The sequence below is a fragment of the Saltatorellus ferox genome, from assembly GCA_007751475.1.
Classification (GTDB): Bacteria; Planctomycetota; UBA1135; order UBA1135.
In genome coordinates this window covers 6,299,388-6,313,913 of record CP036434.1, presented here as the reverse complement: position 1 = coordinate 6,313,913, position 14,526 = coordinate 6,299,388, and the positions used below count along the sequence as shown (strand labels likewise).

General features: G+C 66.3%; 9 protein-coding genes. All 9 read left to right on the top strand.

What is annotated here, in order from left to right; all coding sequences use genetic code 11:
- Positions 1-13 precede the first annotated feature (13 nt).
- On the top strand, positions 14-1,315 hold the full coding sequence (locus Poly30_RS22835; protein WP_145202935.1) for an amidohydrolase family protein: 1,302 nt from the start codon (positions 14-16) through the stop codon (positions 1,313-1,315).
- A 171-nt stretch (positions 1,316-1,486) separates the two neighbouring features.
- On the top strand, positions 1,487-2,959 hold the full coding sequence (locus Poly30_RS22830; RefSeq protein ID WP_145202932.1) for an amidohydrolase family protein: 1,473 nt from the start codon (positions 1,487-1,489) through the stop codon (positions 2,957-2,959).
- A gap of 34 nt (positions 2,960-2,993) precedes the next feature.
- Positions 2,994-6,128, top strand: coding sequence for an amidohydrolase family protein (locus tag Poly30_RS22825; protein WP_145202929.1), 3,135 nt, complete (start codon positions 2,994-2,996; stop codon positions 6,126-6,128).
- A 4-nt stretch (positions 6,129-6,132) separates the two neighbouring features.
- The gene (locus Poly30_RS22820) at positions 6,133-7,491 is read left to right on the top strand and encodes an amidohydrolase family protein (RefSeq protein ID WP_145202927.1); all 1,359 of its coding nucleotides are present in this window, start codon (positions 6,133-6,135) and stop codon (positions 7,489-7,491) included.
- The gene (locus Poly30_RS22815; protein WP_145202924.1) at positions 7,491-8,939 is read left to right on the top strand and encodes an amidohydrolase family protein; all 1,449 of its coding nucleotides are present in this window, start codon (positions 7,491-7,493) and stop codon (positions 8,937-8,939) included. The genes Poly30_RS22820 and Poly30_RS22815 overlap by 1 nt, the downstream gene beginning before the upstream one ends.
- Before the next feature lie 18 nt (positions 8,940-8,957).
- On the top strand, positions 8,958-10,217 hold the full coding sequence (locus tag Poly30_RS22810) for an amidohydrolase family protein (RefSeq protein ID WP_145202921.1): 1,260 nt from the start codon (positions 8,958-8,960) through the stop codon (positions 10,215-10,217).
- Positions 10,218-10,380: 163 nt separating this feature from the next.
- Complete coding sequence (locus tag Poly30_RS22805; protein WP_145202918.1) at positions 10,381-11,700, top strand: amidohydrolase family protein; 1,320 nt, start codon at positions 10,381-10,383, stop codon at positions 11,698-11,700.
- The gene (locus Poly30_RS22800; RefSeq protein ID WP_145202915.1) at positions 11,697-13,178 is read left to right on the top strand and encodes an amidohydrolase family protein; all 1,482 of its coding nucleotides are present in this window, start codon (positions 11,697-11,699) and stop codon (positions 13,176-13,178) included. Before Poly30_RS22805 ends, Poly30_RS22800 begins: the two co-directional genes overlap by 4 nt.
- 287 nt (positions 13,179-13,465) lie before the next feature.
- Entirely contained in the window at positions 13,466-14,494 is a 1,029-nt protein-coding gene (locus tag Poly30_RS22795; protein WP_145202912.1) for a radical SAM protein, read from the top strand.
- Positions 14,495-14,526 lie beyond the last annotated feature (32 nt).

Genomic DNA, 14,526 nt, shown 5'->3' with positions numbered 1-14,526 from the left:
ATCCGAAAGCGCCATGATTTCCATCCTTACAACGCTGCTGCTGGCTCCGGCCCTCCAGGGTCCGGCCCTCCTCGCTTCTTCGGCGCTCTTCGAGCACCCTTCTGAGGCTCCACTTCAGGCTCCACTTCAGGCCACGACCCGTAAAGGGAGCCAGGCTGCCAAGGCCGACGGCGACGCGCCCAAGAACTCCTGGAGCGTCTTCGCCGACAAGGTCTACACGTCGACCGGCAGCACGCTGGAGAACGCCCTGGTCGTCATCACCGACGGCAAGATCAGCGCCATCACTCCGGGCGCTTCGGCGAACGATGACTCCCTGAAAGCGACCACGCTCACGGCCGGTCTCATCGACGCGAGCGCGCCCATCCACCTCGGCTTCGAATCGGTCGAGCAGTCGAGCGAGGTCACGCCTTCGATCAGCATGGAGTACGGGGTCGACCCGTTCGATCCGCGCTGGGAGCGTCTGGTGCGCTCGGGCGTGACGACCGCTTTCGTTCCACCGCTGAACCGCAACGTCGTGGGCGGTCTCGGCATTCTGCTGAAGACGGCGGGTCCCGAGACGCTGGAGGGTCGCGCGCTCGAGGGAGCCGAGATTCTCTGCGGCGCCATCGGTGGTCTGCCGAGCAGCGGCAACCGACCCGCCAGCGGCACCCCGAACACGTTCTACAACAGGCGCCCCACGACTCGAATGGGCGTCGAGTGGGAATGGCGCAAGGCGCTGTTCGACGCCGCCCAGGCACCGGCCGAAGGCGCTGGTAAAGACGTCGATATTCTCCAGGACGTGCTCGCGGGCAAGATCGCCGCGTTCATCCAGGCCTATCCGACCCAGGACATTCGCACCGCGGTCTTCCTCAAGGAGGAGATGCAGCGCGAAGGCTTCGGCGAGATCCGTCTCGTGATCGATGGAGCGGCGGAGGCCTGGCGCGAGCCCGACCTCCTGGTCCGCTCGGGGGCAGCCGTCGTGCTTCCGCCCATGCCAGGACAGGGGCGTACCGTCGACCAGGCCTTCATGGCGGCGAACACGGCCAAGGTGCTCCAGGACGCAGGCGTTCCCTTCGCTCTTTCCGCCAACGACGCTCGCACGGAGCCGCTAGGCATCCAGGCGGGCTTCGCCATGCGCGGCGGCCTGACCCGTGAGCAGGCCCTGCGCGCCGTCACGATCACGCCCGCCCAGATCCTGGGAGTCGACAGCCGTGTCGGCACCCTCGAGGTCGGCAAGGACGCCGACATCGTCCTCTGGAACGGTGAGCCGTTCGAGGTCACGACTCGCGCGATCGGCGTCCTGGTGGACGGCGTTCTCGTGGTCGATCCCCGCTGAGATTAGCCTCGCCGGGCTGAACCCCCGGGCTGAACCCCGCCGGTTTGGCCCCCGCCGGTTTCGCCTTCGATTCGAGCGAGCCGCCTCCCCTTTCCGAACACAGAACACGCCCCCGAGTCAGCCTCCTCCGCTGGCGCTACCCGACGCCCTCACCGGGCGGATCCGAAAACGATGTCATTCACCACGTCATTCCAGAACACCCGCAGCGGGCGGGCACTCCTTTCCGCGGCCTCGCGCCTCTCGATGGGGGCCACGGTCCTCGGAGCGGCGGCGCTGTTCGTCGCTCCCGTGCACGCCAGCGCCCAGGTCGCCAAGACGGCGATCAAGGCGGGCAAGGTCATCACGCTGAACGGTGAGCCGATCGAAAACGGCATCATCATCATCGAGGGTGGGCGCGTGACGGCCGTCGGATCCCAGGAGGACGTACAGATCCCGTGGGACGCCGAGGTCGTGGACCAGCCCGGCATGACGGCCTTCCCCGGCTTCGTCGAGTCCCACGTATCGCGCGGCATCGATCGGGAGAACGAGACGCTCGACGTCGCGCCGTTCCTGAACGTTCGCGACTCGATCGACCCGGTGAACTTCTACTTCGAAGACGCTCTCCGCAACGGCATCGTCGTGATGAACGTCCAGCAGGGCAACGACACCGTCGTCGCTGGCCAGGGCATGGTCGTCAAGCCCTACGGCATGACGGTCGAGTCGATGATGGTCAAGCCGCGCGCGGGCATCAAGATGTCGGCCGCGCCCAAGCGCGGGAAGTCGCGCGCGACCCAGGCCCAGGCGCTGCGCGGGGCGTTCGAGGATCTCAAGCGCTACCTGGACGAGATGGTCCAGCGCAAGAAGGACGGCGACGACTACGATCGTCGTGAGGCGCTGTACCAGGGTCGCGAGCTGGAGGGCGAGGCGGCCAAAGGCAAGGCGCTCCAGTCGGAGGCCTGGACCATCGAAGGCTTCGAGCGCATTCCGCGCGGTGAGGTCGACGAGAAGCAAGAGCCGCTCCTGCACGTGATCGAGGGCAAGATGCCCGTGTTCATGTGGTGCGGTTCGGCCGCGGACGTTCACACCGCGCTGCGCGTGGCGGATACCAACGGCTTCACGAAGCACATGACCCTCGTTCTCGACAACTCCTGCTGGAAGGCCGCGCCGAAGATCAAGGCGGCGGGCGTGAGCGTCATTCTCGAGGACAACCTGGCCCACCGCGAGCGCGACCCGATCACCGGCGAGGAGATCGAGACGTTCGTTCCGAAGGTGTTCCACGACGCGGGCGTCCCCTTTGCCCTCTCGTCCTCGACGGACTCGAACCGCTCCCTCTGGTTCCAGGCCGCCCAGTGCGTCGCCGCGGGAATCCCGCGCGAGGCTGCGCTCGCGGCCGCGACGTCCGTGCCCGCATCGATCCTCGGTCTCTCCGACCGCGTCGGAGCGCTGAAGTCGGGTGCTGACGGCCACGTGGTGCTCTTCAGCGGAGATCCCCTGAGCGTCACGAGCGTCGTCGAGCACGTCATCCTCGACGGTGTGCATGTTTACGACCGGTCCAAGGACGTTCGCGTCCAGCAGCTGACCGACGGAACGCGTCCCCCGGGAACGGTGGCCGAGGAGCCGGAAGAGTACGAAGGCGACGGCGAAGACGACTCCGATAACCAGTAAGGACCAGTCCTGATCGACTCGGAAGAGTCCTCCCATGCGTAACCTCATCTCAACACTACTCCCGACCGTCACGAGCAGCGGCTTCGCGCTCGGCTTGACCGCAGCGGCGAGCACGGCTCTCGCGTTCACCCGCCCTGCGGTCGTGCACGCGCCGGCCGAACCGCTGCACGCAGCGGGAGCGTCCCGATCCTCGGCCGTGGTCGTGCGCGCTGGAACGATCCACGCCGTCGAAGGCGGCGCGACGTTCGAGAACGGCGTGATCGTCGTCATGGACGGGAAGATCCAGGCCGTCGGGTCCGCCTCGGACGTGTCGATTCCCGCCGGAGCGACGACGGTCGACTACGGCTCGGAAGCCGTGATCATCCCCGGGCTCATCGCCGTGGATTCGTCCTATGCCCGGCCGACGCCCGGCCCCCGCACGGCGGACCCGAGCCTTCTCGCCATCGACCAGTTCGATCCCTACTCGAACATCGTCTCGGCGCTGAAGAACGGAATCACGACCGTCTACCTCGCGCCCGCGCGCGGTCGGCTGATCGCCGGACAGGGCGCCGTCGTCAAGTCCGGTGGCGGCGAGATGGGGGATGCGGAAGAGCGCATTCTGCGCGAGACCGCCGGGATCCACGGATCGATCAGCGAGGAAGCGCGCCGTACTCCCGGCTACTGGGAGCCGCCGGTGCCCGCGACCGTCGACGTCGGTCTCGGTGTGGAAGCGCCGCAGCTTCCGCGCACCACCATGGGGGCCGTGCTGGCGATCGAGGAGCTCATGGCGTTCGCCGGCGGCGACAAGTCGTACGCCGAGGAGTACGGAGCTCAGACGGGGCCCGCGCTGGCGAAGCTCCTCAAAGAGGGCACCACGTGGCGCCTCGGGGCCGAGACGCCCGGCGAGGTTCGCGCGGTGCTCGACGTGGCCAAGCGCTTCGGTTTCCCCCTCGTGATCGACGGCGCGGGTCGCGCTGCTTCGCTCGCCGAGGCGATCGCGGAAGCCCGCGTTCCTGTCATCGCACGCCCGCACTTCCAGCGCGGACGCGACGTCGGCAAGTCCGAAACGGCCGCCTGGCCCGACTACGAGGGCATCGCGCGCCTCGTCGGCGAAGGGGTTCAGGTGGCGATCGCGGTTCCGCCGGGCCTGGGTGTCTCGGAGCTTCGCTTCGCGGCCGCTCTGGCCATGCGCGGTGGGCTCTCCGAGGCGGATGCGCTGGCGGGGATCACCCTCAACGCGGCGCGTGTCCTCGGCGTCGAGGGACGCGTCGGTAGCCTCGCCAAGGGCAAGGACGCCGATATGGTCGTTCTGACCGGGGCCCCGATGGCCACCGCGACCTCGGTCGTGGCGACGTACATCGGCGGCAGCGAGGTCTGGAACCCGGCCATGGCTTCGGCCATGTCTTCGGCCACCTCTTCCGGCTCCAATGCGTCGGGTGCCCGTCACGCGGGCGCGGCGGGCAGTCGCTCGATGGTGATCAGCGTGGACCATCTCCACGTGGGCAACGGCGAGGTTCACTCGCCTGGCGAGATCCTGGTGCGCGATGGAAAGATCGCCCAGGTGGCAGCCCAGGTCGGACGGCCTACTGGCGCGACCGTCGTCCGTGGCGCCGCGGCGATGCCGGGCATGATCGACGCTTACGGACACCTCGGCACCGAGGGCGGACGTCGCTCGTTCTCGACGCGACTCGATCTGTCTCGCCTGCTGGAGCCCGGGGACTTTGCGGATCGTCAGGTCGCGCTGAACGGCGTGACGACGGTCAACATGATCTCCCAGAACCTCGGCGGCGCGACGCCTTCGATCGCCTACAAGCCGGCCGCGATGAGCTTCGACGATCTCGTCGTCGACCCGGTCGCCTCGCTCCGCATGGATTGGGACAACGACATCGTGACCCAGTCCGGCGAGAACATTCGCCAGCAGCTCCGCAAGGCGCGAGAGTACGTCGACAGCTGGGACAAGTACGAGGCCGAAATGGCCGAGTGGGTCCCGCCCGCGGACGAATCCGACGCCGACGAAGTCGAGAAGGCAGAGGACAAGGACGAAGAGAAGGCCGAGGACGAGGACAAGGACAAGGACGACAAGAAGAAAAAGAAGAAGGAGCGCGATCCGGCCAAGGCCGTGACGGGCGTCTTCGAGGGTACCTTCGCGCCTCTGGACGGCGGTGATGGTGCCGAGCCCGGTAAGGTTCGCTTCCGCTTCCTCGAGTCCGCCGATGGTTCGATCGAGGGCACCGTGCGCATGGCAGGTTACGACGACCTGCTGAGCGTGACCGGTAGCCGCACCGAGTACGACGTGTCCCTGGTGATCGAGACCCCGGACGGCGACCTTCAGGCGTCGCTGACCGAGACGTACTCGAACGATCCCGAGCCGAAGGGTTCCAAGAAGAAGTCCAAGAAGGACGACGGCGACAAGGACGAAGACAAGGACGACGAGAAGGAAGGAGACAAGGACGACGACAAGGAGGCCGCCAAGGAAGAGGACGATGGCGTCAAGACCTTCCTTCGCGGTGAGGTCAAGCGCGGCGAGGACGTCGTCGGCCAGCTCGACACCACGCAGGTCTCCGACGAGTACAAGGTCGCACGTCGCGTCATCAAGGTCCCCGAGAAGGAAGATCGCAAGAGGTCCCCGAAGGGGCAGCCGAAGGAGCCTTCCATCGATCCTGACCTGGAGCCCATTCGCCGCGCGATGTCCGGCGAAGCGGCGATCCTCGTCAAGGTCACGCGGGATGACCAGATTCTCGCGTGCGTCGAGACGTTCGAGGAGTACGGCATCCAGCCGGTGCTCGTCGATTCGGACGACGTTCACAAGGTCGCGGACCAGATCGCGGGCCGCGTGGCCGGCGTGCTGATCCCGATGAACAAGATGATCGTCACGGAGCAGAACGGCTACCAGCGGAATCGCATGGTCGAGGTCTCCTCGGCAGGGATTCCGGTGGCCTTCCTCAGCGAGGGTGAGGAAGGGGCCGCTGAGCTCGGCGTCATGGCCGCGCGGGCGATGGCCCAGGGGCTCGCGCCGGTCGCGGCGTTCAAGGGCCTGACCTCCGACGCCGCCAAGATGCTGCGTATCGACGATCGCGTCGGGACGCTCGCTCCCGGGATGGACGCGGACATTCTGATCCTCGACGGCAGCCCGCTGGAGATTTCCTCCTCGGTGAAGCGCGTCTTCGTGGCTGGCAAGGAGATCCACTAGTTCGATGGCCTTCACCGCGACCAGAGCGGCATGGTGGACTCCCGCCGTCCTCGTGGCAGCTGCGGCGCTCACGCCGGGTGACGCTGCGGCCTTGGAGCCCATGGGCGGCGGAGCCGACCCCGGCGCCGCCGGTTCCGAGCGAGGTCTCGTGGTGCTCGCGAAGAAGGCCCTCCCGCTGCCGCTGAACGGCCAGCAGGTCGTCGACAATGCCGCGATGATCGTGGAGAACGGCAAGGTCGTTCGGGTCGTCCCTCGCAGCGAGGTCGACCTGAAGGAGCTCGCGAAGACCCATGAGATCCTCGATCGTTCGGACGACTGGCTCTCGCCCGGGTTGATCGATCTGCACAGTCACGTGGCCGGCGCCAGCTTCTTCACGAACGACCTGAACGACATGGTCTACCTGACGAATCCGGGCATCCGCGCCTGGACGTCGGTGGTGCCCGAGAACAGTGACTTCCTGACGGGCTCGGCCGCGGGCGTCACCAGCGTTCTCTACATCCCGGGCTCCGGCACGAACATCGGCGGCCAGGGCGTGCTGCTCAAGACGGGCTTCGGCACGTACGAGCGCATGGAGATCCGGAACCCCGGTTCGCTCAAGCTCGCCCAGGCGGGCAACCCCGAGAGCTACCTCAGCGGCGTCGGTCGTTCCTTCATGAACTGGAACACCCGCAACACGCTCCAGCGCGGGATCGCCTACGCGAAGGGCTGGCTCGAGTACGAGAAGAACGGCGGAGACAAGCCGCGCGTCGACCCCATGTGGGGCGCCTTCCGCGGTCTCTTCGACAAGAAGGTGCAGATCTCGGCCCACACGCAGATCTACCAGGTCGTCCTCATGACCGTGAAGATGGTCAAGGAGGAGCTCGGGCTCGACGTCTATATCGACCACGGTTCGTTCGACGGCTGGCGCGCCGCGCCCGAGGCCGAGAAAGCGGGCGTTCCCGCCATCCTTGGTCCGCGCGCGATCAGCAACAGCATCAACGTCGAGTACCGGCCTGGCCTCTTCATCGTCAACGACAACGACGGCGCCATCTTCGGGATGGCGGCGAAGTACCAGGAACAGGGCCACACGATGATCGGTTTCAACACCGATGCGCCTGTGATCCCCCAGGAGGCGCTGCCGCTCCAGGCGTCGATGGGTGTTCGCTACGGCCTGAACAACGATCACCTCGAGCACCTGCGCGGGCTCACGATCGTGCCGGCGACCGCCGCCGGGATCGCCGACCGCGTCGGCAGTCTCGAACCAGGCAAGGACGCCGACTTCATTCTCTCCTCCGGGGATCCGACGGATCCGCGGTCGATGATTCACTTCACCTTCCAGGAAGGTGAAAAGGTTTACGACGCGCGCGACGAGCGCCGCTATTGATGCGCCATTCCATTCCGACACAGAGCTTCGCCCGAAGCCTCACCCGAGCCCTCCCTGCCGCGTGCGTGGGACTGGCTGCGCTTCTCGGCGGTGCCTCGACACTCGCTTCTCCCGGTCCTTGCGTGGGCGAGGGAGACTCCACCGCACCGGCCAAGCGCCCGATCCTGAACCGCGACCCGAACGCGCTTGCGCCGCGTCCGCCCGCTCGCTCGGGGGCGCCGGCCGCGGCACCCGTCGCGGGCATGCAGGGCGGACCTGGGCTCGCCATCAAGGCCAAGAAGATCCTCACGGCCGAGTGGCAGGGCCGTTCCGTCGTGAACAACGGCGTCGTGCTCGTGAAGGACGGGATCATCGAAGCCGTCGGCCCGGCGTCGGACGTCAAGATTCCCTCGAACTACGAGATTCAGGACCTCGGCGACGACTGGCTGATGCCGGGCATCGTCGAGCTGCACTGCCACATCGCGGGCGCGTTCGGCCTCAACGACACCGTTTACCTGACGAACCCCGGGCTGCGCGCGTCCTCCGACGTGATCCCCGGCAACGAGGCGCTGCGCCTCGGTATGGCGGCGGGCGTCACGACGGTGCTCTACATCCCAGGCTCGGGCACGAACATCGGTGGCCAGGGCATCCTGCTCCGCTCCGGTTTCGACACGTTCGAGCGCGCCGAGATTCGCACGCCGGGTTCCATGAAGCTCGCGCAGGCGGGTAACCCCGAGCGCTGGACGACCCGTCCGAACCGCTCGTTCATGAACTGGAACACGCGCAACACGCTGCGCCGTGGCAAGACCTACGCCGACAAGTGGACCGAGTACGAGAAGAACGGCGGCGAAAGGCCAGAGATCAACCCGCAGTTCGAGATCTTCCGCGCGCTGATGGCCAACATGGCCCAGATCTCCACGCACACGCAGATCTACCAGGTCGCCCTCAAGACGATCACGGACGTGCATGACGAACTCGGGATCCCTGTCTTCATCGACCACGGTACGTTCGACACCTGGCGCCTCGGCAAGCTGATCGAAGAGCGCGAGATCTTCGCCATCGTCGGCCCGCGTGCCATCGACGTGCCGACGCGCGGCTTCATCAACTGGTCCGGCTCGAACCCCGAGCGGATCCAGGGCTGCGTGGCGGGATACCAGGAGATGGGCGTCACGCGCATCGGCTTCAACACCGACTCACCGGTCATCCCACAGGAAGAGCTTCAGCTCCAGGCGGCGATGGGCGTTCGCTACGGCTTCGACAACTCCAAGATGGACGCGGTGCGCGGTCTGACCATCGTTCCGGCGATGGCCTGTGGCCTCGATCAGTCCATCGGCAGCATCGAGGTCGGCAAGATCGCGGACCTTCTCTGGATCACGGGTGACCCCGCGGACCCGCGCAGCTTCGTCAAGGAAGTCTGGCAGAGCGGCGAGGTCGTCTACGACATCTCGGAAGAGAAGCGCCTCTGGTAGGCCGCCGGCCGTCTGACGATGTTCTCTCCTTTCCCACTTCTTGCCGCTGCGCTCTGCGCGACGAGTGCTGGCCCGGCTGACCTTCAGCCGGACGGCTCGTCCGTCGTCCGCGCGGGGAAGCTGATCACCTGCGCCGACGAAGGTACGCAGGTGGTCATGGATCCCGTGGTGGTCATCGCGGACGGCAAGATCCACGCGATCCACGCGGGGGCCGACGTCGAAGGCGTCGCATGGGAGAACGTCACCGACTACGGGGATCGCTGGCTCGCGCCCGGTTTCGTGGACCTGCACAGCCACGTCGGCGGGTCGACGCGGGACATCAACGACATGGTGTTCCAGGTCAACTCGGAGCTGCGCGTCGCCCCCGTGGTGATCCCGAACAACGATCAGCTCGAACGGCCGCTCGCAGCGGGCGTCACGACGATCCTGTTCATCCCGGGTTCCGGTACGAACATCGGTGGTCAGGGCGTCCTGATGAAGCTGGGCGAGGACCTCTACGAGGACGCGCTCGTGCGCGATCCTGGCTCGCTCAAGGTGGCCCAAGGCGACAACCCGACCCGCTGGGGCTACGGGATGGGGCGCATCCTGATGAACTACACGCTGCGCTTCCGGCTGCAGCGCGGCCGCGCCTACGCACGCGCCTGGGACCGATTCGATGCGGGGGAGGGCCCGAAGCCCGAGCGCGACCTCGCGCTCGATATCTTCCGCGACCTGTACGCGAACCGCGCTCAGATCTCGACCCACACGCAGTACTACCAGCTCGTTCTGATGACCATCACGATGCTGGCGCGCGACTTCGGTCTGCCGACCTACATCGATCACGGTTCCTTCGACAGCTACCTCGCGACCCCCGAGGCCCAGAAGTACGGCGTCGCGGCCATCCTCGGCCCGCGCGAGATCATGGTCCCGCGCCCTCCGCGCTTCGATACCGACGGGCGGATCGAGGGGACGGCGTGGGGCTTCCAGGAAGCGGGCATGGCCGAGGTCGGCTTCAACACCGATGCGCCGGTCGTTCCCCAGGAAGAGCTTTCGATGCAGGCGGCCATGGGCGTCCGCTATGGCCTGCGCAACGATCGCGGCCAGGGGCTGCGCGGGCTCACGATCGTTCCCGCGCGCACGGCGGGCATCGCCCATCGCGTGGGTAGCCTCGAGGTCGGCAAGGACGCCGACTTCATCGTCACGGACGGTGATCCGATCGACCCCCGGACGGCGTTCGACGCGACCTGGGTCAACGGCTCCTGCGTGTACTGCGCGGATCGCGACGGGAGGAGCTGGTGATTCGGCCGCTCCCGCGCCTCTTGACCGGCGAGATCGCTCCCGCGACGCCCTCTGATACCCCCAAGATCGCGACGGGCGGCTTTCCGAGCCCCTTCCGCGCGATGCTCTCCTTCGGCTCTCTTCAACCGAAGCCTTCCCTCCGAGACACGTCTCGGGTCTTTCCATGATGCTGACGACTCCTCTTCTTCTCTCGGTCCTCCCGGCCCTCAGTGGCGCCGCGGCGGGGCCCGGGCTGGAACCTGCCGCTTCTCCCACGAGCACGGCGATTCAGGCCGACCTGTTTGCGATCAAAGCCCGCCGCGTCGAAATCGGCAACGGTGAAGTGATGGAGCACGCCGTCCTGCTCGTCGAGGATGGAGTCATCGTCACGATGGGCCAGGACCTGCCGATCGAGCGGGGCATCCCGGTGATCGAACTCGGCGAGGACCAGGTCGTCATGCCCGGGATCGTCAATCCGTACTCGCGCTTCGGGATGGACGGCAGCGGCTACAACGATGCGCGTCCGTTCGTGATGGCGTCGGCGGAGCTCTATCCGTCGGAGGCCTACAAGACCTTCCTCGAGTTCGGGATGACCACCGTCGGCCAGTACCCCGCGGGGCAGGGCGTGCCCGGCCAGGCCGTCGCGCTCAGGCCGAAGGGCGACACCGCCGAGGAGATGATCCTCGAGGACGGCGTCTACCTGAAGTTCGTCATGCGCAACTCGTCGAGCGCCAAGCGCAACCTCTCCGACGGGTTCAAGAAGGCGGACGAGTTCCTGAAGAAGGTCGAGGAGGAGCGCGAGAAGTTCGAGAAGAAGAACTCGAAGAAGTCGTCCTCCAAGAAGAAGGACGAAAAGGACGACAAGAAGGACGAGAAGGAGGACGAGAAGAAGTCTTCGTCCAAATCGTCCAAGGACAAGGACTTCGTGGCGCCCGAGCCCGACGAGCGAGTCAAGCCGTTCCTCGACATGCGCGACGGCAAGCTGCAGGCCCTCTTCTCGATCGACGACGCCGCGTCCTACCTCCACCTGATCGACGCGATCGGCGAGGAGAAGTTCGAGTGGCACCTCCGCGTGCCGCTCACCCGAGACATCGACGTGTTCCACGTCAAGGACCAGGTCGGCAAGGTCGGTTGCTTCGTTCTCATGGAGCCGCTGATCACGCTCATGCCCGGCACGATGCGACAGCGAAACCTTCCCGCCGAGTTCGATCGGGCGGGCGCACAGCTGATCCTCCTTCCGCGCAGCGACTCCAAGGCAGGCTTCCAGTCTTTCCTGGAGGACGTGGGCGTCATGATCGGCGCCGGACTCGATCGCAAGGCGGCCGTTCAGGCCATCACCCATCGCCCGGCGGCGTTCCTCGGTCTCGAGGAGCAGCTCGGGTCGCTCCAGGAAGGCCGCCGCGCCAACCTGCTCGTGTTCAACGGAGATCCGTTCCAGCCCGGAACGAAGCTCGACGCCGTCATGCTGGACGGCCAATTCGTCAGCGGAGATATGGACCAGTGAAACAGCTTCAATCGATCGAAGGGCCCGGCGCCCCGGCTGGCCTCGCAGGCCGCATTTCCTTCCTTGGCCTTGCCTCGTCCGTGCTCCTTCTGGGCGCGAGTGCGATCAGCCTCACGGGTCCCGCGCTGGCTTCCTACTCGCCTCCGACGCCGGCGGCCTTCCAGGATGAGGAAGACGACAGCGAGGACGCCGAAGAGGGCAAGAAGGAGGAAGAGGAGGACGACAAGTTCCTCGCTCTGGTCGGCGGCGAGATCCACACCGGTCTCGGGGGCGTCCTGCGGAACGCGACGCTGCTCGCCAAGAACGGCAAGATCCACTCGTTCGGCTACGACGTGGACGTGCCGGAAGGCGCGGAAGTCGTGGATCTCGGCGGCATGCGCGTCTACCCCGGTCTCATCGCGGTCTCGTCCTCGGGGCTCTTCGGCGGCGGCGGCGATCTCGCCAATTCCGTGGATCCCTACAGCCAGAACATGACGCTGGCGCTCGCCGCTGGCATCACGACGGCGGTCAACGGCAACACCGTGGCCAAGCTCAAGCGCGGCCACGTCAAGGGCCTCGTGGTCAAGGAAGACGCCTTCGAGTCGCTCAGCTACTCCAACGGCAACCCCCAGGGACAGCTGAAGGTCAACGAGAACTTCCAGCGTGCGTCCGAGTACCTCCGTGAGTACCGCGCCTACGAGGAGGAGAAGCGCTCCAACAAGGACGCCAAGGAACCCTCACGCAAGGGCGTGGACGACAAGTCGGTCTCCATCCTCCGCGGCGAGATCCGACCGCGGTTTGCGGCGAACAGTCGCACGGACCTGATGGAGATCGCCGAGCTCGCCCAGCGGTTCGGGTTCCGACCGATCGTGGAGGGGGCCCGCGAAGGCTGGACCATCGCGGATCATCTGGGGCGTGCCGGAGTCACCGCCATCGTCACCCCGCGAACGCGTCGAGGAAAGGATGAGCGGCAAGTGGCCGAGGGCGGCAGCTCGATCGAGAACGCGGCCAAGCTCTACCAGCACGGTGTTCCCGTGGTCGTGGTGCCCGCCTCGAACGGCATCTCCCTGGGCGGCATCGTCGGTCAGGACCTTCTGCACCTGCCGATCGAGGCAGGATTCGCCATCCGCGGCGGCCTGCCGGAGCAAGCGGCTCTGGAGTCCATCACGCTGGAGGCAGCGCGAGTGCTCGGCGTCGACTACCGGATCGGCTCGATCGAAGTGGGCAAGGACGCCGACCTGATCGTCACGGACGGGGATCTGCTCCATTATCAGACCTTCGTCCAGTGGGCGATCGTCGACGGTGAGATCGTCTACGACAAGCAGGAGGAGATGTTCTTCGCTCACATCCGGCCTCGTCCGGAGTCTGCCCTCGCGCCCGAAAAGACCGTGGACGCCGGTGAAGAGGGCGCGATCGACCCCGAGGGTGAGGAAGAAGACGGCGATGGGGACGACGACGACGAGGACGAGGACGAGGACGAGGACAGCGAGGACAAGTAGCCCACGCTGACGGGGGCGCCTCTGCGTAGGCTCCCGCGCTCCTGCTCGTCTTCATTCGAGAATCGGACCACCTTCCGGGGGTCCCTACCGATGGTCGGTGGGGGCCCTTCGTGCATTCTGTGTGGCCCCGGACTCATGGGGATCGAGCCGGAATCCGATTTCGACTATTTGGTCCGTCGCTCACGTCTTAGATATCCCCCTTCCCTAGAACGCGCCTCCGTCACGACAGCGGGTTACCTTTCCGTAGCCCCGGCCCCCTGCACAGCCCTGGGCCCATCACCGTCTCCATGAGTTTCATCCACCGCCTAAAGGACTTGGTTCGCAAGTCCCTCTATGCGACGCTTCCGGGCCCACTCCTCGTGGGCTACGTGCGGTGGCGCCTTCCGCGGGTCCTGAATCTCGAGTCGACGACGGCTTGCAACCTCGCCTGCGCCCTCTGCCCCACGCATATGCTCGGGCGCTCGACCCGGTTCCTGAAGGACGAGCACGTCGGTCAGATCCTGAAGGGGAACAACGCCCTCCGCTCGGTTTGCTTCCACGTGATGGGGGACCCTCTGATCCACCCTGACCTCTTCGACCACGTCCGCGAGTTTTCGTCGCGGGGGATCGAAACACATTTCGGTACCAACGGGATGAGGATGGCCGGGAAGAGCGTGGACGAGATGATCGATTCCGGGCTCACCTCCGTGTCGATCGCTCTGGACGGTGCCAACGCGGAGGACTACGTCCGATACCGGCGCCGAGGAGACTTCGATACCGTCGTGGCGAACACGCGCGCCCTGATCGAGCGGAAGAAGGAGCGCGGGGCCGCGTCGCCGCTGGTGCAGCTGCAGACGATCATGTTCAGCTACAACGAGGACAACGAGGAGAACGTGAAGGAGTTCCTCGCGAGCTTCGACGCCGACGAGGTCACCCTCAAGCGGCCCTCGTACTTCAACGACTACGACGCGTGGAAGTCCGCGGAGACGGACGTCGAGCCCATCAAGATCAGCCGCACCGTCGAGTACGGCGCGGAGTTCCTGGAGACGGTCGATCACCAGGACGCCTCTCGTCGCTACGTCAGGCCCCGGGACGACTCCGACAAGACACTGCTCAGGAACCAGAGGATGTGCCCGCAGCTCGAAAAGGCGACCGTCCTCTGCGATGGCAGGGTCACGGCGTGCTGCATGGACGTGGATGGCCGGGTCGTCCTCGGCAGCCTCGAAACCGAGACCCTCGCGGAAATCTGGCGCGGTAAGAAGAGAGCCAAGGCAATCCAGGACTTTCGAGATCGGAAGATGGAGCTGTGCCGGGTCTGCGACCAGCGGCTCGAGTAGAGAGCGGCTCCAGGGGAGTCCTGCAGGCTGAC